Origin of the sequence: Gaetbulibacter aestuarii, from assembly GCF_039537665.1 — a bacterium.
Classification (GTDB): Bacteria; Bacteroidota; Bacteroidia; order Flavobacteriales; family Flavobacteriaceae; genus Gaetbulibacter_A; species Gaetbulibacter_A aestuarii.
Genome location: NZ_BAABAY010000001.1, coordinates 1,457,773 through 1,479,065, shown reverse-complemented (window position 1 = coordinate 1,479,065; position 21,293 = coordinate 1,457,773). Strand labels below are relative to the sequence as shown.

At 37.0% G+C, this 21,293-nt stretch carries 19 protein-coding genes; 4 read left to right on the top strand and 15 right to left on the bottom strand.

The window, feature by feature from the left end; all coding sequences use genetic code 11:
* Positions 1–15 precede the first annotated feature (15 nt).
* Positions 16–1,344: a signal recognition particle protein gene (gene ffh / locus ABD682_RS06605; RefSeq protein ID WP_344740304.1), complete on the bottom strand. Its 1,329-nt coding sequence runs from the start codon at positions 1,342–1,344 to the stop codon at positions 16–18.
* Between the two features lie 184 nt (positions 1,345–1,528).
* Complete coding sequence (locus ABD682_RS06600) at positions 1,529–3,295, bottom strand: hypothetical protein (protein ID WP_344740303.1); 1,767 nt, start codon at positions 3,293–3,295, stop codon at positions 1,529–1,531.
* A 112-nt stretch (positions 3,296–3,407) separates the two neighbouring features.
* On the opposite strand from ABD682_RS06600, the gene ABD682_RS06595 reads away from it, so the two are divergent.
* The 3 genes from ABD682_RS06595 to ABD682_RS06585 all read left to right on the top strand — a co-directional run bounded on the left by ABD682_RS06595 (position 3,408) and on the right by ABD682_RS06585 (position 7,245).
* Positions 3,408–3,923, top strand: coding sequence for an RNA polymerase sigma factor (locus ABD682_RS06595; RefSeq protein WP_344740301.1), 516 nt, complete (start codon positions 3,408–3,410; stop codon positions 3,921–3,923).
* 69 nt (positions 3,924–3,992) lie between these two features.
* A complete protein-coding gene (locus tag ABD682_RS06590; RefSeq protein WP_344740300.1) occupies positions 3,993–4,895 on the top strand; it encodes a FecR family protein in 903 nt (300 codons plus the stop codon).
* A gap of 73 nt (positions 4,896–4,968) precedes the next feature.
* Positions 4,969–7,245, top strand: coding sequence for a TonB-dependent receptor plug domain-containing protein (locus ABD682_RS06585; RefSeq protein WP_344740299.1), 2,277 nt, complete (start codon positions 4,969–4,971; stop codon positions 7,243–7,245).
* Between the two features lie 2 nt (positions 7,246–7,247).
* On the opposite strand, the gene argS is transcribed toward ABD682_RS06585, so the two are convergent.
* On the bottom strand, positions 7,248–9,032 hold the full coding sequence (gene argS / locus ABD682_RS06580; RefSeq protein WP_344740298.1) for an arginine--tRNA ligase: 1,785 nt from the start codon (positions 9,030–9,032) through the stop codon (positions 7,248–7,250).
* A gap of 443 nt (positions 9,033–9,475) precedes the next feature.
* Here argS and ABD682_RS06575 point away from each other — a divergent pair, with 443 nt between their 5' ends.
* Positions 9,476–11,542 carry a tetratricopeptide repeat-containing sensor histidine kinase gene (locus tag ABD682_RS06575; RefSeq protein WP_344740297.1) on the top strand — a complete coding sequence of 689 codons (2,067 nt, stop codon included), beginning with the start codon at positions 9,476–9,478 and terminating at the stop codon, positions 11,540–11,542.
* 2 nt (positions 11,543–11,544) lie between these two features.
* Here ABD682_RS06575 and ctlX read toward each other — a convergent pair whose 3' ends face one another.
* The 12 genes from ctlX to infA all read right to left on the bottom strand — a co-directional run bounded on the left by ctlX (position 11,545) and on the right by infA (position 21,280).
* Positions 11,545–12,483, bottom strand: coding sequence for a citrulline utilization hydrolase CtlX (gene ctlX / locus ABD682_RS06570; protein WP_344740295.1), 939 nt, complete (start codon positions 12,481–12,483; stop codon positions 11,545–11,547).
* Positions 12,484–12,489: 6 nt separating this feature from the next.
* Positions 12,490–13,440 (bottom strand): dimethylarginine dimethylaminohydrolase family protein, encoded by a 951-nt coding sequence (locus tag ABD682_RS06565; protein ID WP_344740294.1) that lies wholly within the window; start codon positions 13,438–13,440, stop codon positions 12,490–12,492.
* Positions 13,441–13,555: 115 nt separating this feature from the next.
* Positions 13,556–14,845 carry a citrate synthase gene (locus ABD682_RS06560; protein ID WP_344740292.1) on the bottom strand — a complete coding sequence of 430 codons (1,290 nt, stop codon included), beginning with the start codon at positions 14,843–14,845 and terminating at the stop codon, positions 13,556–13,558.
* 169 nt (positions 14,846–15,014) lie between these two features.
* Positions 15,015–16,307, bottom strand: a complete 1,293-nt coding sequence (eno, locus tag ABD682_RS06555; RefSeq protein ID WP_344740291.1) for a phosphopyruvate hydratase — start codon at positions 16,305–16,307, stop codon at positions 15,015–15,017.
* A gap of 106 nt (positions 16,308–16,413) precedes the next feature.
* The gene (gene carA / locus ABD682_RS06550; protein ID WP_344740290.1) at positions 16,414–17,532 is read right to left on the bottom strand and encodes a glutamine-hydrolyzing carbamoyl-phosphate synthase small subunit; all 1,119 of its coding nucleotides are present in this window, start codon (positions 17,530–17,532) and stop codon (positions 16,414–16,416) included.
* Positions 17,533–17,663: 131 nt separating this feature from the next.
* Positions 17,664–18,149, bottom strand: a complete 486-nt coding sequence (gene rplQ, locus ABD682_RS06545) for a 50S ribosomal protein L17 (protein WP_344740289.1) — start codon at positions 18,147–18,149, stop codon at positions 17,664–17,666.
* Positions 18,150–18,221: 72 nt separating this feature from the next.
* On the bottom strand, positions 18,222–19,214 hold the full coding sequence (locus ABD682_RS06540) for a DNA-directed RNA polymerase subunit alpha (RefSeq protein WP_344740288.1): 993 nt from the start codon (positions 19,212–19,214) through the stop codon (positions 18,222–18,224).
* Between the two features lie 104 nt (positions 19,215–19,318).
* Positions 19,319–19,924, bottom strand: a complete 606-nt coding sequence (rpsD, locus tag ABD682_RS06535) for a 30S ribosomal protein S4 (protein ID WP_344740287.1) — start codon at positions 19,922–19,924, stop codon at positions 19,319–19,321.
* Between the two features lie 105 nt (positions 19,925–20,029).
* Positions 20,030–20,413: a 30S ribosomal protein S11 gene (rpsK, locus tag ABD682_RS06530; RefSeq protein WP_344740286.1), complete on the bottom strand. Its 384-nt coding sequence runs from the start codon at positions 20,411–20,413 to the stop codon at positions 20,030–20,032.
* A 107-nt stretch (positions 20,414–20,520) separates the two neighbouring features.
* Positions 20,521–20,895, bottom strand: a complete 375-nt coding sequence (rpsM, locus tag ABD682_RS06525; RefSeq protein ID WP_344740285.1) for a 30S ribosomal protein S13 — start codon at positions 20,893–20,895, stop codon at positions 20,521–20,523.
* A 3-nt stretch (positions 20,896–20,898) separates the two neighbouring features.
* The gene (gene ykgO, locus ABD682_RS06520) at positions 20,899–21,015 is read right to left on the bottom strand and encodes a type B 50S ribosomal protein L36 (protein WP_010519235.1); all 117 of its coding nucleotides are present in this window, start codon (positions 21,013–21,015) and stop codon (positions 20,899–20,901) included.
* Between the two features lie 49 nt (positions 21,016–21,064).
* Positions 21,065–21,280 carry a translation initiation factor IF-1 gene (gene infA / locus ABD682_RS06515; protein WP_007094967.1) on the bottom strand — a complete coding sequence of 72 codons (216 nt, stop codon included), beginning with the start codon at positions 21,278–21,280 and terminating at the stop codon, positions 21,065–21,067.
* Positions 21,281–21,293: the final 13 nt, after the last annotated feature.

The following is a 21,293-nucleotide window of genomic DNA, read 5'->3' as shown; positions in this document are numbered from 1 at the left end:
TTTTAAAATGAAGGCTTAGCGCATGTTCTGCATCATTTGCATCATCTTTTTACCGCCACCACCTTGCATCATCTTCATCATTTTACTCATTTGATTGAATTGCTTCAATAATTGATTAACTTGTTGTACGGAGGTTCCGGAACCTTTGGCGATACGTTTTTTTCTACTGGCATCAAAAATACCGGGATTAGCACGTTCTTTTGGTGTCATGGAATGTATAATAGCTTCGATCCCTTTGAAGGCATCATCATCAATATCCACATTCTTCATCATTTTTCCGACTCCGGGAATCATTCCCATCAGGTCTTTCATATTCCCCATTTTTTTGATCTGCTGAATCTGATTCAGGAAATCATCAAAACCGAACTGATTTTTAGCGATCTTCTTCTGAAGTTTCCTGGCTTCAGCTTCGTCGTATTGTTCCTGGGCACGTTCCACTAGGGAAACCACATCACCCATACCTAGAATTCGATCCGCCATACGTGATGGGTAGAACACATCTATAGCTTCCATTTTTTCTCCGGTACCGATAAATTTGATCGGTTTATTAACCACAGATTTAATGGAAAGTGCCGCACCACCTCGTGTATCACCATCTAATTTGGTAAGAATAACACCATCAAAATTCAAGATATCGTTAAAAGCTTTAGCAGTATTTACAGCATCCTGACCGGTCATGGCATCTACCACAAATAATGTTTCCTGTGGTTTGATCGCTTTATGGATATTCGAGATCTCATTCATCATGGTCTCATCCACAGCTAAACGACCAGCGGTATCAATGATTACCACATTATGACCATTAGCCTTGGCATGAGCAATACCCGCTTTGGCGATCGCAACGGGATCTTGATTTCCTTTATCACTAAACACCTCTACATGGATCTGATCACCAACAACATGTAACTGATCGATCGCCGCCGGACGATACACATCACAGGCAACCAATAGAGGCTTTTTGGTTTTTTTATTTTTAAGATAATTGGCCAGTTTACCGGAAAAGGTTGTTTTACCTGAACCTTGTAAACCCGACATCAAAATGACACTAGGATTTCCTGAAAGGTCAATGCCCTCGGCATCACCACCCATAAGTTCGGTAAGTTCGTCTTTAACGATCTTTACCATCAGCTGTCCGGGTTGCAGGGTCGTTAATACGTTTTGCCCCAACGCTTTTTCCTTAACAGTATTGGTAAACTCCTTGGCTGTTTTAAAGTTCACATCGGCATCCAGTAAGGCACGTCGTACCTCTTTTAAAGTCTCTGCTACATTAACCTCCGTGATACTTCCATGCCCTTTCAGTAAGTGTAAGGCACTATCTAATTTTTCGCTTAAATTATTAAACATATTACGCTCTGAATTTTAAGAAGTGCAAAGTTAAGGATTTGAAAGTTATTTATAAAGACTGACCCGGCAAAGTGCATAAAAAAAAGGCTGCCATATGCACATGACAGCCTTTAAAAAGGAAACTACTTAGTAATTAACCTAACCTACTTAAATATGAACGTTTCCTTTTCACCAAAAACAATCTTTATACTTTTATTTCAAGGACTAAAATACGTTCCACGTTTCCGTTAGTATCTAGATCGTGTAATTCGATTCGGGTCTCGGAAACCTGAGCAATCTTCCAGCGGTGGTTGAGCACTTGAAAAGGGGGTTCTATGCCGTAATTCATGCCCAGGTACAGGCCTTCATTTCTGTAAGCCAACCAAGATCCGTCGATTAATCCATTATTAGGATCAGTAACTTTAATGTAGCCACTTTCCAAAAATTCAATATTATAGCCCAGGTAATTTTCTGTATTGTTCACCTCACCATCAACGATATAGTATTTAGCTACTTCCCAGGTACTGGAAATAAGGACATCGTTAATATAGTTTATATCAGCATCGTCCATAGGACAAAAACGTCTCAATACCATTTCGCTGTTGGTTTGACCAAGAGCTTCTAATTTAATACGATCGGCTTCAAGTACCGTTACAAACCATTCTAATTGTAGGTTTGGACGACCATCGAGTGTGATCTGTAAAACAAAACCATTGTTGGCAGGTACAACTTGATACGTCCCTTGCACGAACTCACCGTTCACACGAATCTTAACTATATTGTCTGCAAAGAATTTCAATGGCGTTCCAATATAATCAGCTTCATTATCGGTACCATCAACTTCTAAGCGCGCAACACGCCACAAGCATTCCTGTAAATAATTTTCAATTCGCTCTTTTGTGATATCAAAGATGATATCGCAGTTTTTCTTCAATATAATGCGGTTTCCGCCTTCCTGGAAGAGTTTAATGCGTCCGTCATCCAGATCATAAACATGCCATTGCAGGTTAAAATCTGTAAGCATATCAAATTGCAGACTAATCAAAGCGCCTGTATCGGTAACTTCAGAAGTCCAGGTTCCGGTATACATATCGCCGTTTCTGGCTTTAACTTTTACAACACCATCTTCTTTGAAAACGATGGCATATTCATGATAAACCTCGATTAAGTCGTCTTGATTTCTTTCAAATTCATATACCACCCAGGGGCAAGATGTTAAAACGGTATTTAATCGTTCTAATGTGAAATCGTCATCACCGTAATCATTATCATCATCTTCATCACAGGCATTTTTTGCATCCTCAATGGTTTGTTGTAATTGGGCATTACTATTTACAACGATCTCTGTACCATCGGCGAGTTTCATCGTTACCGGAAAATTCAAACTTGCAAAAACTTCTGATTTTTTAACACGTTGAATAAAGCGATATAACTGTGTATCATTCTCAATATTTACCGTTTCAATAACCTGAAAATCGGCATTGTAAATAGAAAATGTCAAGGGATATACAAAATCGATACATTCGATATCTTCATCAGGTTCATTTTCACCATTACACTCCTGAGCTAACGCTCGTAGTGCTTCCATATTTTCAATCACCACTTCGTCGTGATTTGCTTTTATTATGGTAATAGGGAAAACGATATCCAGAACATCTTCATCGTTATCGAATTCTTTAAAGATGCGTTCGATAACTTTAAAATCTTCCGGGGAATCAATGTGGATTTCCAACCCATGAACGATCACCGTAATTGGTAACTCTACAGAAAGACAACTTGCATGATCGATAATATTATCGTACGAGCCATCCATGATCGCGGTGGCGTTAATATCTTCAGTTAACTGCGATTCTGCCAACAAAGCTTCAGAGGCGTTTGGAGGCGTAATGTCAGTGACATCATTCTGACACGAGGTCAAAATAAATAGGGCAAAAAAAGGAACAAAAAATAAGCGTTTCAAATGTGTTCTCATGGTTTTTTGGATTTGTTAAACATAGCGTTTTGTTAATGAAACAGCTAAACTTTAAAAATTCCTACCCCGTACCTGCTTTTTTTTTATTTTAGTACACAGAACCACACGATAAATGGAAAAAAAACTATATGACAATGTTTGTGAAGAGCAGCTCTTTTCTTCCATTTTTAATAAACATTCCGAAAATTTATTTCAATTCCTGTATTATAAGTTTGGTTCCTTGTTAAACCCCAGAGATAAAGTTCAGGAAGCCTTTATAAAACTTTGGCAAAATTGCTCGAAAGTTCCCCCTGAAAAAGCCAGGAGTTTTTTGTTTACTACCGCGAATAATTTAATGCTGAATGAAGTAGCACATCAAAAGGTCGTTTTAAAACATCAGCAAGAAAAACCGAAAAACTATACACATGAGAACCCTGAATTTTTGATGCAGGAGCAGGAATATCATGAAAAACTCCAAAAAGCACTTTCGAACTTAACCGAAGCCCAACGTGTTGCCTTTTTGATGAATCGCGTGGAAGGCAAACGCTTTAAAGAAATAGCTGAGATCTTGGATATTTCAACAAAGGCTGTAGAAAAACGCATTTACGGTGCCCTGGAAAAACTCCGTAAAGACATTAAAGAATTATAGTTCCATATTTTTTTACCACGAGGTAGGAAAAATGAAAAGTTAATTGTTATATAGTTGTATTAGAATATCATGGATAGAGAAACACTCATATTAAAATGGTTGAATAACGACCTGAATGATCAAGAGCTCAACGCTTTTAAAGCGCTTGATGACTATGATGATTTGATGAAGTTACAGCAAAACCTACAAGGTTTTAAAGCTGAAACCTACAATACATCTGAAGAATATGATGCTTTAAATAAAGCACTACAAAATAAAAAAGCTCAAAGATCAAAATCGTCCTGGGTCAATCCGTTTTTCCGAGTTGCGGCTATTTTAGCCCTATGCTTTGGTCTTTATTATTATACAACAACCCTCGATACCACGGTTACCACGGCCATGGCGCAGAGAACTTCCATTGAACTACCCGATAATTCCAGTGTGGAACTTAATGCCGGCTCTGTTTTAGCTTTCAATAAAAGTCACTGGAAAAAAGAACGTGATGTTAAATTACAAGGTGAAGCCTTTTTTAAAGTATCTAAAGGATCCACTTTTAAGGTTATTACCAGTAACGGTACGGTAACCGTTTACGGAACACAATTCAATGTAAAACAACGTAACAATTACTTTGAGGTTATTTGCTACGAAGGCTTAGTGGGCGTAACTTACGATACCCTAGAAACAAAATTAAAACCCGGTGACCGATTTTTAATTATCGATGGGAAAATGATTGCTAAAGAAAAAGAATTACGCTCAAAGCCTTCGTGGATAAATCATGAGAGTACATTTGAAAGTATGCCGTATAGTAGGGTAATTGCAGAATTTGAGCGTCAATACGCTGTTTCTGTGAAACTTGAAAATGTAGACGCTACGCAATTGTTTACAGGGAGTTTTACCCACGACGATATTAATTTAGCCTTAAAATCCATTACCTTACCTTTGAACGTAACTTATAATAAATCAAACGATAAGATTACAATAAAAGGTGATTAGAAAAGGGTGGTTTCCTGGTATTATTCTTATTTTTCTTTTGAGCTCCGGATGCCTGATCGCCCAGGAAACTCGAATGGAAAAACAACCCCTTTCTCTTATTTTAAAACAACTTGAAAAAACCTTTGGTGTTAGCTTTTCTTTTGTTGATGCTACCATTGAAAATAAAGTTGCCACGATTCCTGATCCTGAATTAGGTTTAGAAGAAGCCCTGGAATTCTTAACATTGGAGACTCATTTAGAATTTCAATTTCTGGACAATCGTTTTATTGTCATTAAAAAAGAAAATAAAAAACGTCGGCCATTTGTAAGGACACAACGTCTTAATGAAGTTACTGTAACCAATTATTTAACTTCGGGTATCAATAAGCTGAACAGTGGATCTATTACAATAAAACCTGAAAAATTTGGAATTTTACCGGGATTGATCGAGCCTGATGTTCTTCAAACCATTCAAGCCCTTCCCGGAGTAATCAGCTCAGATGAAACCGTATCGAATATTAATGTGCGCGGTGGTACTCATGATCAGAATTTAATTCTTTGGGACGGAATTAAAATGTATCAATCTGGCCATTTTTTCGGACTTATTTCCGCGTTTAACCCGTTTATAGCCAGTTCGATCAAAATGTATAAAAATGGTACACCGGCAAAATACGGTGATGGTATTTCCAGCATTATTGATATGCAATTGCCTGATGATATTGATGGTGAATTTCACGGTGGCGCAGGCTTTAACCTCATCAATGCTGTAGGTTATGCTAAAATTCCAATTTCTGATCATACCGAACTTCAAGTATCTTCCCGACGCTCCCTTACAGATTTTTTAAATACACCGCCTTTTGAACAATATTCCAAAAGAATTTTTCAGGATTCTGATTTTACGAATGCCCAAAAGAACGGTAATTCCATTTCACAGAATGAAACCTTCTTTTTCTATGATGTTACCGCTAAGTTTTTATGGGATATTACTGAAAAGGACAAAATCCGTATACATTTCTTCAATGTTTTTAATGATTTGAATTATGATGAGCAGTCAACCATTAACAATCGGGACGAAGTATTAAACAGTAAACTTACACAACGCAATGGTGCGATTGGCTTGAGTTATACTCGAGATTGGACCGATAATTTATCCACCAAAGTACAGGCGTACGTTACCAATTACGATCTGGATGCTCTAAATTATGATGTTTTAAATAATCAGCGATTGATTCAAGCCAATGAAATTTATGACGGATCCTTGAAGTTTGATCTTAATTATAATGCCAACGATCTGTTTAAATTTAATGCCGGTTACCAATTCAAGGAAGTAGGCATCAGTAATTTGGAGGACGTTAACAATCCAAGATTCAGAAGTTATCTTAAGGATGTTGTTAGAACGCATGCCTTGTTTGGTGAATACGACTATACCTCCTATGATTCCCGAACAAAATTGATCGCCGGAACTCGAATTAATTACATCCCGAAGTTTGACATGGTTTTAGTTGAACCTCGTGTCACTTTTAGTCAGCGGTTTTGGAATTATTTCCGTTTTGAAGCCCAGGGCGAACTTAAAAGTCAAACGGCGTCTCAGATCATCGATCTTCAAAATGATTTTCTTGGTATTGAAAATAGGCGTTGGGTAAATGCTAATAATAATACCGAAGTCATTACGATCAATGGAAAAAACATTTATCCGGTACCGGTGATTAAAAGTAAGCAGGTATCAGCTGGTATACATTTTAATAAAAACGGCTTTTTAGCGGGTGTAGAAGGCTTTGCTAAAAAAGTAACCGGAATTACCACGCGAAGTCAGGGCTTTCAGAACCAATATCAGTTTATAAATGCCATCGGAGATTACACGATCACCGGTGTTGAAGCCCTTTTGAACAAGCAATTTGGAACGGTTTTTAGCACCTGGGTGTCCTATACCTATAGTAATAACAATTATACTTTTGATTCCTTGAATAATGGTGCATCTTTCCCTAATAATATCGATATCCGCCATGCGTTAACCTTTGCAGGCACCTACACTTATAATAATTTAAAATTAGCTTTAGGGTTGAATTGGCATAGCGGTATTCCTGATACGCCACCTGCGACAAATGATGATCCTAATGATAATGAAATCGCATATTCCAGCCCGAATAGTGCGAACCTTAAAGATTACCTCCGCACTGATTTTTCAGCACGTTATCGTTTTCAAATTTCGGATACAGTAGAAGGAAATTTTGGAGCTTCCATATGGAATTTATTGAACAATAAGAACATTATTAAAACCTATTATGTTTTAGATGATAATAATAATGTCAATAAGGTTGAAAATGAATCTTTAGGCTTTACACCCAATATAAGTTTCATGGTGAAATTTTAATACTACATGCGTTCAGGCACTTCAATACCTAAAACCTTAAAAGCATTTTTGATCGTATTCGCCACACTGTTTGCCAATTGTACTCTGAAAAGTTTTTCATTGGCGGTGTCGGCTCCCAAAATGGATACATTTTGATAAAAAGAATTGAACTCTTTCACCAGATCATACGTGTAATTCGCAATTACAGCCGGGCTGTGTTGTGCTGCTGCCTGCTGAATAGTTTCAGGGAATAATTGCAGTTGCTTTAATAATTCTCGCTCTTTCTCGTGAAGCTCAAATCCTGTTGAAGAAACACTATCTTTTAAATTGACATCTGCCTTTCTTAAAATAGATTGAATTCGGGCGTAGGTATATTGAATAAAAGGCCCGGTATTTCCTTGAAAATCGATAGATTCTTTTGGATCGAACAATATGCGTTTTCTAGGATCAACCTTCAAAATAAAATATTTAAGTGCTCCGAGACCAATAGTGTGATACAAGGCCTGCTTTTCAGCTTCCGAATAACCATCTAATTTCCCTAGTTCTTCTGAAATTTCTCCTGCCGTTTCGGCCATTTCCCGGATCAGGTCGTCAGCATCTACTACGGTACCTTCTCTACTCTTCATTTTTCCACTCGGTAGATCAACCATACCATAACTTAAGTGGTATAAATTGTCGGCCCAATCAAAGCCTAATTTTTTCAGAATCAGGAATAAGACCTTGAAATGATAATCCTGTTCATTCCCAACGGTGTAAACCATACCGCCAACATCCGGAAAATCCTGGATCCGTTGTATCGCGGTACCAATATCCTGAGTCATATACACGGCCGTACCATCAGCCCGTTGTACGATTTTTTTATCTAAACCATCTTCGGTAAGATCGCACCAAACGGAACCATCATCTTCTTTATGAAAAACGCCTTTTTTAAGCCCTTCTTCAACAAAGGATTTTCCCAATAAATAGGTATTACTTTCGTAGTACAGTTTATCAAAATCAACCCCTAGAGTTTCATAAGTTTCATTGAAGCCTTCATAAACCCAGCCATTCATTTTTTCCCAAAGCGCTACCACATCAGGATCACCTGCTTCCCATTTCCGTAGCATGGCCTGCGCTTCTAAAAGAAGCGGAGCTTCTTTCTTTGCAGTTTCCTCTGAAACACCTTCTTTCACAAGGCTTTCCACTTCCTTTTTATATTCCTGATCGAATTTAACGTAATAATTCCCAACCAGTTTATCACCCTTTAAACCTGTACTTTCCGGAGTTTCGCCATCACCAAATTTCTGCCAGGCCAGCATACTTTTACAAATATGTATTCCGCGATCATTAATAATCTGTGTTTTGTAAACCTTTTTACCGGAAGCTTTTAAAATTTCAGCCACACTGTAACCCAATAAATTGTTACGAATATGTCCTAAATGAAGTGGCTTATTCGTGTTTGGCGATGAATATTCTACCATAATAGCCTTCTCATTTGGAGAGATTGGCTTGAAACCATAAGTAGCTTCATCTTTTATTTCGTTAAAGAAATTTAAATAATAAGAATCACTGATCTCGATATTCAAAAACCCTTTAACTACATTAAAACCCTTCACCTCGGCAACTTGATCTACTAAAAAATTTCCTATTTGTTCGCCAATGGCCACCGGATTTCCTTTTATGAAGCGCAGTAAAGGAAAAACAACTACAGTAATATCCCCGGCAAATTCCTTCCTTGTGGCCTGAAATTCAACAGAGGGTATGGCCACCTCAAAGCTATCGGCAACAGCCTGTTTTATATGTTTTTCAAGGGTTTCCTGAAGATTCATAAATCAAATGGTTTTAAGAGTGCAAAGATAAAACTTTTATTGAAGCGCAAAGCGATATTTTCGGCTCAAATAAGCGGACGAATTATCTCAATTATGTATGATAAATCCAACAAATTAAATCCATTTCCAACCCTAAAAATGGTTATCATAAAAACGTGCATTTCATCGATAGAAGTGCCTTTTTTCTATGATATCTGCCGTTCGTCTATTCGTCGATTTTTTGCCAAATTTTTGGCTCGCGTTTCGTCTAATATTTTGGTAGAAAAACCTGAAAATTAGATTATGATGCTGCTTTTTGCAACTTTTGTTAAGTAAAGCTATTAATATGTCCAAAGCAATTTGGAATACTAACTAACAAATCACAACGAAATAAAGCTTTCTTTTTTCCCTCAACTAAGACAAGTTTTACTGGTTTTTAATGTCAAGTTGTGATACTATGTTATATGAGGAGAATAATTACTTTGATCATCCTTTTCTGTTCTATTCTAGGTTTTAGTCAAACTAAAGAGATAGACAGTCTTGCCGTTGAGTTGGCCTTTCAAAATCAGGACAGCGCCAAGGTAGATACCTCATTGAAATTAATAAAATCACTTTATAATATTGGAGAATACGACAAGGCTCTCACTTACATCATTCAAAGTGAAAAACTGGCCAACGCTCTCAATTATCCTAAGCCAAGAGCAGAAATCATGTTTTATAAGGCACTTGTGTACGCCCAAAAAGATGATTATATCAATGCTATTAACGGGTATACGAAATCAAAAGATCTTTTCCAGCAACTAAGAGATACGCTGAACGTTGCTAAAGTGAATAATAGTATTGGCTTAATTGAAATTAAACGTGGTAATTATGCCAAAGGTTTACAATATTGTTTAGCCGCTATAAAGAGCCTGGAACATAAGCATTTAACAAGCGAGTTAAATTTAGCCTATGCAAGTTTAGCGAATGCCTACTATGAAATAAATGCATTTGATAAAGCTATTGAATATTACCTGAAAGCCTTAGAAATTCAGGAACAGGTAAATGATAAACAAGGCATTATTGCATCAAATTCCAAATTAGCCGAATTATATTCCATGAAAAAGGAGTATCGGAAGGCTATTGATTATTACGAAATCGTTTTGAGCTATGTTAATACCGACTCTATTAAAGGTGTTATTTACCCGAAACTTGGTGGTGAATATTTGAAATTTAACGATTACGATAAAGCTCAGGATTATTTAGTAAAAGCCTACAATATTAATTACCGAGCTGATGACAAGTCTAATTTATTGGTAACCTTAAATAATCTTGGAAAACTTAATCTAAAGGAAGACCGATTAAAAATTGCTGAAAAACAATTGATCGAAGCCGGAGAAATAGCAGAATCTTTAAACCATAAGCAAGAGCTGCTTATCAATTATAATTTAAGAAAGGTCCTAGATTCTACAGAACGAAAATTTGAGCAAGCGTTTGAGTGGCAGCGGAAATATTACACCTTAAAAAATCAAATTGAAAAAGCGAGTAATTCTCCATTAAAATCGAATGCCAATCAAGTGATGCTTGAGTTAGATCCCAATTTTGACAAAGACATCAATACAGTAAACCAAACGACGGTTACAGATTCCGGATCTGCTTTGGATAAGGACGAATTCAATAAATATAAAATCATTTTCTACGCTTTAGTAGGGGCCCTTGTTTTTGTAATCATTCTTATCGTTCTGCTTTATTTAAAACGTACCGACAATATCAGGTATACACAGGAATTAGAAGAAAAAAATATAAAATTACAGTTACAGAATGATGCTTTTAAAGAACAAACCAAACACCTTGAAAGCGTTAATAATGTAAAAGATAAATTATTTTCCATTGTTTCTCACGATTTAAAAGACTCATTATCTTCTATTAATGGCTTTATTGATTTACTAAAGGATGGGTCTTTATCTCGTGAGGAGTTTGATAATCTGATTCCGGAATTAAGTGAAAATGCCAATAACGCATCGTTATTGTTATTTAACTTGTTGAATTGGTCTAAATCACAAATGCAGTCTTTAGAGCCCAAACCAAGTTTATTTGACATTCAGGAGGTTTTTGAAGCCAAAACAAAATTAATTGAACAACGTCTGGAAAGTAAAGGTATTTCTTTGATCGACCACTCTTTGCGGGATTTCGCTTATGCTGACAGGAGTATGATCGAGATCGTAATTCAGAACTTATTGGCTAATGCATTAAAATTCTGTAAGAACGGCGACACGATTACCATTTCAAATCACATCAGTAATGGTAGCTGCGTAATAAGCGTGGCAGATACCGGTGTTGGTATTTCTAAAGAGAATCTTCAAAAACTATTTAAGAACAACACCTTTACTACGATGGGTACCGATAATGAAAAAGGAACCGGTTTAGGACTTTCAATTTGTAAAGAGCTTGTAGAATTAAATAATGGAAAAATCTGGGTAGAAAGCACGTTGAATGTAGGAACAACGTTCTATGTTGAATTACCTAAATCCAGACCAAGCGGCGATAAATAATATCAGGCTTTTGGTAAAAACACCTCAGCCATCATACATCGCGCACTACCCCCACCACAAGTTTCAATAGTATCCAAAGAACTGGACATGATCTTCGTGTGTTTTTCTAGTGTTTTTATTTGCTGCGGCGTTAAAGAATCATAAGCAGCTTGACTCATAATAAGATAAGGTGTATCGTTGGCACCCAAAACCTGAAGCATATTCCCGGCAAAATGATTTACTTGTTCTTCCGTTATAGGAATGATTTCCTTGCCATCGCTTTTTAAATGCTTCACCACGTTCTTTCGCTCCTTTTTATCATCAATACTATCCAGACAAATTACCGCAAAAGTATCACCAATACACATCATCACATTCGTATGATATATGGCCTTGCGTTCCCCTTCTACTGTTTGATTCGCTGTAAAAATTACAGGAGTATATTCAAAGTCCTCGCAAAATTCAATAAAAAGATCTTCGTCAGCACGGGGCGACAAAGCACAGTAGGCCTTGTGATTAACACGATCTAATGCGATACTTCCAGTACCCTCTAAAAATAAAGCCTCTGCTTCAGCACTGGTATAATCCACTATATGCGTTATCTTATAACCTAGCTCCTCAATTTTAAGAAAAATATCTTCGCGGCGCTCAAAACGACGGTTTACTGCAAACATGGGATACACTCCCACCACACCGTTCTCATGGAAGGATACCCAGTTATTTGGAAAAATAGAATCGGGTGTATCGAATTCCTCAGTATCCTGAACCACAATAACATTAACCCCTATACCCCGTAATTTCTCAACGTAAGTATCAAACTCTTCCTGAGCTTTTTTATTGATAGTTTCAGGAAGCATATCTTCAATGGAATGCTGGTAATAGTTATTAACCGCCGTTTGTTCGTTCATCCGGAAGTGAATCGGACGAATCATCAAGATGGTATTGGTATATTGTTGTCGCATATAAATTTAATCGCGTATTAATGGCATGGTTGAACAGCGCAAGAGGCCTTCCTGTTTTCCTATTTCATGATAAGGTACTTCCTCAACCGTAAAACCTTGTTCACGAAGCCACTGATTTAACCGTGTAAAATTCTTCTCCGAAATGATCACGTTCTCTGAGATTGAAAAAACATTACTAAACATTTGATACATTTCATTTTTGGTTATTTCGAAAACATTGTCTTTTCCAAAGAAATTTACCAACCACTCATAATCCGCTTCATGTAAGAATCCGTTTTTATGAATAATGGCTTTATTTTTCCCAATAGGGTTGAAACAACAATCGAGATGCAAAGCATTTTCCTTTGGATCAGTGTTTGATTTTCTTAATTCGAAAGCCTTAACCGTTTTATTAGGAAAAAGGTCTTTGATCGCTTCTACAGCCTTTTTATTGGTTCTTGCGGTAATAAAATCAGCATAATCCTCACCGTAATAAGTGCCAATAAAAATATGATCGTTCCAAGGCATTACGTCACCACCTTCTACATGACAATCTTCCGGAAGGATAATCCGTTTTGAAGGATCTACCTGCTCCCAAATATAATCTATGGCAGCAACCTCCTCCTCACGATGCGGCAGAATGTTAGCTTTAATTATTTTATCTTCAATAACGAAGGCGATATCGCGGGAAAATATTTGATTACAGTCCTTAATAATTTCCGGTCTGAAAACCTGAACATCATATTTTTTAAAAACGGCAGCTACGGCTTCCATTTCCTGAACCATATCAGATTCAGTAGGATAAGTTCCCGCCTTAATATGTTCGATACTTTTTGGGTCGTAACAATCCTCAATTTTAGGAATTGGACCATTACTTTCGGCAGTACCCAGCACCACAGCACGAAGGCGTGCGGTTTCATTAATAACATGTAATTGCAATTGACTCAAACCTAATTTTTTTGAATTTTTTCCTGTCAAAACTAGTGATTATTGAACACATTTTTCAAGGAATCAAAAAAAATAATTTACCTAAAAACAAAAGCTTCATGCCATGGGCATGAAGCTTTGAAAAAATATATTATTAAAGGAAAGCTTAGCGTTTTTCGATAGTAACAAATTTACGCTCAGTTTCACCGATATACAATTGTCTGGGACGGCCAATTGGCTCCTTACGCATACGCATTTCACGCCATTGAGCGATCCAGCCCGGTAAACGTCCTAAAGCGAACATTACGGTGAACATGTCTGTTGGGATTCCCATACCTCTGTAAATAATTCCTGAATAAAAATCCACGTTAGGATATAATTTTCTATCTACAAAATAAGAATCTTCCAGGGCTTGTTTTTCAAGACCTTTAGCGATATCTAAAATAGGATCCTCAATGCCCAGATCACTTAAAACCTCATCGGCGGCCTTTTTAATAATCTTGGCTCTTGGATCAAAGTTCTTATAAACACGGTGTCCAAAGCCCATTAAACGGAAAGGATCGTTTTTATCTTTTGCTTTTTCCATGTATTTTGCCGTATCTCCACCATCTGCTTTAATGGCCTCAAGCATTTCCAATACGGCCTGGTTTGCACCACCGTGAAGTGGCCCCCAAAGTGCCGAAATACCTGCAGATAGCGACGCAAATAATCCGGCGTGGGATGATCCCACAATTCTAACCGTTGAAGTCGAACAATTTTGTTCGTGATCTGCGTGTAGAATAAGTAATTTATCTAAAGCATTAACCAAGATAGGATTTTGCACATATTTATCCTGGTTAGGTTGTTTAAACATCATTTTCAAAATATTTTCCACATACCCCAGAGAGTCGTCTCCATAATACAATGGTAAACCATTTTTCTTGCGCATGGTCCAAGCCACCAAAATTGGGAACTTACCTAAAATACGCACAATGGCATTATACATATCCTCTACAGAATCTACATTTACGCACGATGGATTAAAGGCTGTTAACGCACTCGTTAATGAAGCCAATACACCCATAGGATGTGCAGCCTTCGGAAAGGCATCTAATATTTTCTTTACATCATCATCAACAAACGAATGTTTCTTTATATCCGAATGAAATTTCTCTAATTGTTCTATGGTAGGTAATTCTCCAAAAATCAAAAGGTAAGCCACTTCAAGAAAATCAGCTTTTTCGGCTAATTCCTCAATGGAATATCCACGGTAGCGCAAAATACCTTTTTCACCGTCCAGGAAAGTTATTGCACTTTCGCAAGACCCGGTATTTTTAAATCCAGAATCCAGGGTAATCACGCCTTTTGTGGAACCTCGTAATTTGGAAATATCAATAGCAACTTCATTTTCTGTACCCGTTACTACAGGGAATTCATATTTTACTCCGTCTATCTCAATTGTAGCAGTTTCAGCCATATGTTTAATTGGTTTTTATATTATATTTTGCGGAACGCTAAGTTACGAAATAAAGCCCTATTTGTAAAGGCATCTAGCAAAGATTTAACCAATAACTCTATTGCCAAAACCAATAAAAAAAAGCGACTATCCTTTAGGATAATCGCTTTTAAAATTATAAGCGTTTTTCTTATTTAATTTTGAAGGCTTTTTCCTGAGGAAAATAAGCCACGGCACCCAATTCTTCTTCAATACGAAGCAATTGGTTATATTTTGCCATACGATCACTTCTGGAAGCCGAACCGGTTTTAATTTGTCCGGTATTTAAAGCGACAGCCAGATCTGCAATGGTATTATCTTCCGTTTCGCCGGAACGGTGCGACATCACGCAAGTGTAGCCTGCATTTTGTGCCATATTAACCGCTGCAATGGTTTCCGTTAAAGTTCCAATCTGATTTACTTTGATCAAAATGGAATTCGCAATACCGTTTTCGATTCCGCGAGATAAACGCTCTACATTCGTTACAAAAAGATCATCACCAACCAATTGAACCTTATCTCCAATTAATTCAGTAAGGTATTTCCATCCTTCCCAATCGTTTTCATCCATACCATCTTCAATCGATACAATGGGGTATTTATCTACTAATTGTGCCAGGTAATCGGCTTGTTCTTTAGAAGTTCTAACCTCGCCTGAGTCCCCTTCGAATTTCTTGTAGTTATATTTTCCATCTTCGTAAAATTCAGCTGAAGCACAATCCAAAGCGATTTTTACTTCATCACCAAATTTATAACCTGCGTTCTCCACGGCCTTAGCTATAGTTTCTAAAGCATCTTCAGTTCCTCCGGCCAAATTCGGTGCAAAACCACCTTCATCACCCACAGCGGTACTAAGATCTCTGTCGTGTAATACTTTTTTCAGATTATGGAAAATCTCTGTTCCCATTTGCATTGCATGAGTAAAACTTTCTGCCTTAACAGGCATGATCATAAACTCCTGAAATGCGATTGGCGCATCACTATGTGAACCACCATTGATAATGTTCATCATTGGTACGGGTAAGGTATTAGCAGAAACCCCACCTACATAACGGTAAAGCGGTAAGCCCAATTCGTTCGCAGCGGCTTTGGAAACGGCCAATGACACCCCTAAAATGGCGTTAGCGCCTAATTTTGATTTGTTTGGTGTTCCATCTAAATCTATCATGATCTGATCGATCAGGTTTTGTTCAAAAACGGATACCCCTAATAATTCCTGGGCAATAATATTGTTAACGTTATCCACAGCTTTGGATACGCCTTTACCCATGTATGCTTTGCCACCATCACGTAACTCTACTGCCTCATGTTCTCCGGTTGATGCTCCTGATGGTACAGCAGCACGGCCTAAGGTTTCACTTTCAGTAACGACGTCAACTTCGATGGTAGGATTTCCTCTTGAATCTAAAATTTGTCTCGCGTGAATATCTATAATTACACTCATAATGGTTTGTTTTATACTTTTTTATCCCTCAAATTTACGGCTTATTCTTGTTTATTTTAAGATGTTCTTCAAGAAAAACTTAAAATTAGGGCTATAACGTTTTAGTTTAAACCAGGGCCTTTTGTTTTTTGATATTTTCTATGAATTGATCAAAAAGATATGATGAATCATGTGGCCCAGGGCTGGCTTCCGGATGGTATTGTACCGAGAAACAATTTTTATTTTTCATGCGGATACCGGCAACCGTATCATCATTTAAATGAACATGTGTGATCTCCAGATCAGGATGCGCCTCTGCTTCTTCTCTATTAATGGCGAAACCGTGGTTTTGAGAGGTCATTTCTCCTTTTCCGGTAATTATATTTTTCACCGGGTGATTGATGCCGCGGTGTCCGTTATACATTTTATAGGTTGAAATACCGTTTGCCAAAGCAATAATTTGATGTCCTAAACAAATTCCAAATAACGGCAGATCGCGCTTGATTATTTCTTTTGCCACATTTTGGGCGCTCTTTAAAGGTTCCGGGTCTCCGGGGCCGTTGGATAAGAAATAACCATCCGGATCAAAACCTGCAAGGTCTTCAAAACTGGCATCGTATGGAAACACTTTAATATAGGCATCGCGCTTTGCCAGGTTTCGTAAAATATTCTTTTTTATCCCAATATCTAAGGCAGAAATTTTATAGGTCGCATTTTCATTACCATAGAAATACGGTTCTTTAGTCGACACTTTTGAAGCCAACTCAAGACCCACCATGTTAGGCACTTCTGCTAATTGTTGTTTTAGACCTTCGATGTTGTCAACTTCCGTAGAAATAACAGCATTCATGGCACCGTGATCGCGAATGTAGCTCACCAATGCGCGTGTGTCGACATCTGAAATGGCCAATAAATTATTTTTATCTAAAAACGCTTCTAAAGAACTATCGGCTGCTGGTCTGGAATAATCATAACTAAAATTTTTAACCACTAAACCGGCAATTTTTACAGAATCAGATTCCACCTCATCTTCGTTAGTACCGTAATTTCCAATATGTGCATTGGTAGCTACCATAATCTGACCGAAGTACGAAGGATCAGTGAAAATCTCTTGATACCCTGTCATACCGGTATTGAAGCATACCTCTCCAAATGAAGTGCCTTGTTTATTACCAACTGCTTTTCCGTAAAAAATAGTACCATCCGCTAGAAGAATGATGGCTTTTTGTCGTTTTTGATATTTCATTTGTTAATTTATAGGTCTTAGATAGTGGGCAAAATGAGCCGTATCTATCTTAGAAAAGTTTCACAAAATTGCATAAAAAAAAGGATAAACTAAAATAGTTTATCCTTTATATTTCAAATGCTTATTAACATTTATTCTTCTTCGTTTGAAGCTTCTTTCTTTTCAGTTGAAGCCGCTGCTGCAGGCTTAGAACTACCTGAACCACCACGTCTACTTCTTCTTGTAGATTTCTTAGATTTCTTACCAGCGTTATAGATTTCGTTGTAATCAACTAATTCTATCATCGCCATATCGGCATTATCACCTAATCGGTTACCCAATTTAATGATTCGGGTATAACCTCCCGGTCTGTCGGCTACTTTCACAGCAACTTCTCTGAACAATTCAGTTACCGCATCTTTTTGTCTTAAACGCGACATTACAATACGTCTGTTGTGTGTCGTATCTTCCTTAGATTTTGTAATCATAGGCTCAACAAACTGCTTTAAAGCTTTTGCTTTAGCTACAGTTGTGTTAATACGTTTGTGCTCAATTAAGGAACACGCCATATTAGCCAACATTGATTTTCTGTGCGCAGTTTTTCTGCCTAAATGATTTGTTTTCTTTCCGTGTCTCATGACCTTTGATTTAGACCTTTATCTTGCTGCAACTCTTCTGAGGAGCAAATTATAAAAGCCGGTTTTTAGTAATTAATCTTTATCTAATTTGTATTTGCTTAAATCCATTCCAAAATTCAAACCTTTAACATTTACAAGCTCTTCAAGCTCAGTTAATGATTTTTTACCGAAGTTACGGAACTTCATTAGATCGTTTTTATTGAATGATACCAAGTCGCCTAAAGTATCAACTTCAGCTGCTTTCAAACAATTCAAGGCACGAACAGATAGGTCCATGTCGATCAATTTTGTTTTAAGCAACTGTCTCATGTGAAGTGATTCTTCATCATAAGTTTCTGTTTGAGCGATCTCATCAGCTTCTAAAGTGATACGCTCATCAGAGAATAACATGAAGTGGTGAATTAAAGTTTTCGCTGCTTCAGTTAAAGCGTCTTGTGGTGTAATTGAACCATCAGTAATGATCTCAAAAACCAATTTTTCGTAATCGGTTTTTTGCTCTACACGATAGTTCTCAATACTATACTTAACGTTTTTTATTGGCGTATAAATAGAATCTGTAAAGATTGTACCCATTGGTGCAGAAGCTTTTTTATTTTCTTCAGCAGGAACATATCCACGTCCTTTTTCAATAGTGATTTCTATATTGAAATTCACTTTAGGATCTAAGTTACAAATTACCAACTCGGTGTTCAATACTTGAAATCCGGAAATGAATTTCTGGAAATCGCCGGCGGTAATACGCTCTTGACCTGAGATTGAGATGGAAACAGATTCGTTATCAATATCGTCAATTTGACGCTTGAAACGTACTTGTTTTAGGTTTAAGATGATTTCTGTAACATCTTCAACTACACCTGAAATTGCAGAGAATTCGTGGTCTACACCTTCTATTCTAACCGATGTAATAGCAAACCCTTCTAATGAAGAGAGTAAAACTCTACGTAATGCGTTACCTACTGTTAATCCGTAACCGGGTTCTAAAGGACGAAATTCGAATTTGCCTTCATAATCGGTTGAATCAATCATGATTACTTTATCGGGCTTCTGAAAATTAAATACTGCCATAATTTTTATTTCTTCGTTTTAATTGTTATTTGGTTGCGCGGTTTATAAGTTTGAAGAAGAACAAATAAACCCTTTGGCCAAATACCAATATGGTTAATTTATAATTATTTAGAGTACAATTCGACGATGAACTGCTCATTAATGTTTTCTGGAATTTGAATTCTTGCAGGCACAGAAACATACGTTCCTTCCTTAGTTTCATCGTTCCAGGTAATCCATTCGTATACGTGACTTGAATTTGAAAGTGATTTATCAATAGCTTCAAGTGATTTTGATTTTTCACGTACCGCAACAACATCACCAGCTTTTAATTGGTAGGATGGGATGTTTACCAAATTTCCGTTTACAGTAATATGTCTGTGAGAAACGAGTTGTCTTGCAGCACTTCTTGTTGGGGCAATCCCCATACGGAATACTACGTTGTCTAAACGAGATTCACAAAGTTGTAACAACACTTCACCTGTGATTCCTTGAGAAGCACGTGCTTTTTTAAATAATCCGCGGAATTGTCTTTCTAAAATACCGTAAGTATATTTAGCTTTTTGCTTTTCCATTAATTGGATCGCATATTCAGACTTTTTACCACGACGTCTGTTGTTACCATGTTGACCTGGAGGATAATTTCTTTTCTCAAAAGATTTATCATCTCCGAAAATAGCTTCGCCAAATTTACGAGCTATCTTAGTTTTAGGACCAGTATATCTTGCCATTTCTAAATTGTTGTTTTAATGAGAGCAACTATGAATTAAGGTCTTAGTCTTATCCTTCGATAGTTGGTTCTATCTCTCGTTGATACTTGTTATTATTAAATTTGATTAAACGCGTCTACGTTTTGGAGGACGACATCCATTATGTGGTAATGGCGTAACATCGATGATTTCAGTTACTTCGATACCTGCATTGTGAATAGATCGGATGGCAGATTCTCTACCATTACCAGGTCCTTTAACGTAAACCTTTACTTTCTTTAAACCAGCTTCTGATGCTACACCTGCAGCATCTTCAGCAGCTAATTGTGCTGCGTAAGGTGTATTCTTTTTAGACCCTCTGAATCCCATTTTTCCAGCTGAAGACCATGAAATTACATCGCCTTTTTTGTTGGTTAATGAGATAATGATGTTGTTAAAAGAAGCGGTAACATGTGCTTCTCCTACAGAGTCAACATTAACTTTACGTTTTTTTGTGCTTGTTTTTGCCATATTTTCTAGTGCTTAGTTGTTTAGTGATAGTCGCTAGAATCCTAAACCGTAAAATTTCAAACAGATTCCTTCCAACGTCTAAATACTAAAGACTAAATTGTTAATTATTATTTCGTTGCTTTCTTCTTGTTAGCAACAGTTTTTCTTCTACCTTTTCTGGTTCTAGAATTGTTTTTCGTACGCTGACCTCTTAAAGGTAAGCCTGCTCTATGACGAATACCTCTGTAGCATCCAATGTCCATTAAACGTTTAATGTTCATTTGTTGTTCAGAACGTAATTCACCTTCGATAGTATACGTACCGACCGCTTCACGGATGGCACCTATTTCATCGTCAGTCCAATCTTGAACTTTTGTACTTTCGTCAACTTTAGCAGCGGCTAAAATTTCTTGTGCTCTACTTTTACCTATCCCATAGATATAAGTTAAAGCAATAACTCCTCTTTTGTTTTTCGGTATGTCTACACCTGCAATTCTTGCCATAATTTACCCTTGTCTTTGTTTAAATCTAGGATTCTTTTTGTTTATCACGTAAAGTCTACCTTTTCTACGTACGATTTTACAATCTGCACTTCTTTTCTTAATAGATGCTCTTACTTTCATCTTGTTGTTGTTTTTTATATTACCATTACGTTGTCTTTCGGACTCGTACTTAGTATCTATAAGTTATACGAGCCTTCGTTAAATCGTAAGGACTCATTTCTAATTTCACTTTATCACCCGGCAACAATTTAATGTAATGCATACGCATTTTACCGGAAATATGCGCTGTCACGATGTGACCGTTTTCTAATTCAACACGAAACATCGCATTTGATAATGCTTCAATGATGGTTCCGTCTTGTTCTATTGCTGCTTGTTTTGCCATAGTATTTTATATA

What these genes read in the sequence shown, in the direction of transcription:
- ffh (WP_344740304.1), bottom strand. Translation starts at nt 1,344, where the DNA reads ATGTTTAATAATTTAAGCGAAAAATTAGATAGTGCCTTACACTTACTG.
- ABD682_RS06600 (WP_344740303.1), bottom strand. Translation starts at nt 3,295, where the DNA reads ATGAGAACACATTTGAAACGCTTATTTTTTGTTCCTTTTTTTGCCCTA.
- ABD682_RS06595 (WP_344740301.1), top strand. Translation starts at nt 3,408, where the DNA reads ATGGAAAAAAAACTATATGACAATGTTTGTGAAGAGCAGCTCTTTTCT.
- ABD682_RS06590 (WP_344740300.1), top strand. Translation starts at nt 3,993, where the DNA reads ATGGATAGAGAAACACTCATATTAAAATGGTTGAATAACGACCTGAAT.
- ABD682_RS06585 (WP_344740299.1), top strand. Translation starts at nt 4,969, where the DNA reads ATGGAAAAACAACCCCTTTCTCTTATTTTAAAACAACTTGAAAAAACC.
- argS (WP_344740298.1), bottom strand. Translation starts at nt 9,032, where the DNA reads ATGAATCTTCAGGAAACCCTTGAAAAACATATAAAACAGGCTGTTGCC.
- ABD682_RS06575 (WP_344740297.1), top strand. Translation starts at nt 9,476, where the DNA reads ATGAGGAGAATAATTACTTTGATCATCCTTTTCTGTTCTATTCTAGGT.
- ctlX (WP_344740295.1), bottom strand. Translation starts at nt 12,483, where the DNA reads ATGCGACAACAATATACCAATACCATCTTGATGATTCGTCCGATTCAC.
- ABD682_RS06560 (WP_344740292.1), bottom strand. Translation starts at nt 14,845, where the DNA reads ATGGCTGAAACTGCTACAATTGAGATAGACGGAGTAAAATATGAATTC.
- eno (WP_344740291.1), bottom strand. Translation starts at nt 16,307, where the DNA reads ATGAGTGTAATTATAGATATTCACGCGAGACAAATTTTAGATTCAAGA.
- carA (WP_344740290.1), bottom strand. Translation starts at nt 17,532, where the DNA reads ATGAAATATCAAAAACGACAAAAAGCCATCATTCTTCTAGCGGATGGT.
- rplQ (WP_344740289.1), bottom strand. Translation starts at nt 18,149, where the DNA reads ATGAGACACGGAAAGAAAACAAATCATTTAGGCAGAAAAACTGCGCAC.
- ABD682_RS06540 (WP_344740288.1), bottom strand. Translation starts at nt 19,214, where the DNA reads ATGGCAGTATTTAATTTTCAGAAGCCCGATAAAGTAATCATGATTGAT.
- rpsD (WP_344740287.1), bottom strand. Translation starts at nt 19,924, where the DNA reads ATGGCAAGATATACTGGTCCTAAAACTAAGATAGCTCGTAAATTTGGC.
- rpsK (WP_344740286.1), bottom strand. Translation starts at nt 20,413, where the DNA reads ATGGCAAAAACAAGCACAAAAAAACGTAAAGTTAATGTTGACTCTGTA.
- rpsM (WP_344740285.1), bottom strand. Translation starts at nt 20,895, where the DNA reads ATGGCAAGAATTGCAGGTGTAGACATACCGAAAAACAAAAGAGGAGTT.
- ykgO (WP_010519235.1), bottom strand. Translation starts at nt 21,015, where the DNA reads ATGAAAGTAAGAGCATCTATTAAGAAAAGAAGTGCAGATTGTAAAATC.
- infA (WP_007094967.1), bottom strand. Translation starts at nt 21,280, where the DNA reads ATGGCAAAACAAGCAGCAATAGAACAAGACGGAACCATCATTGAAGCA.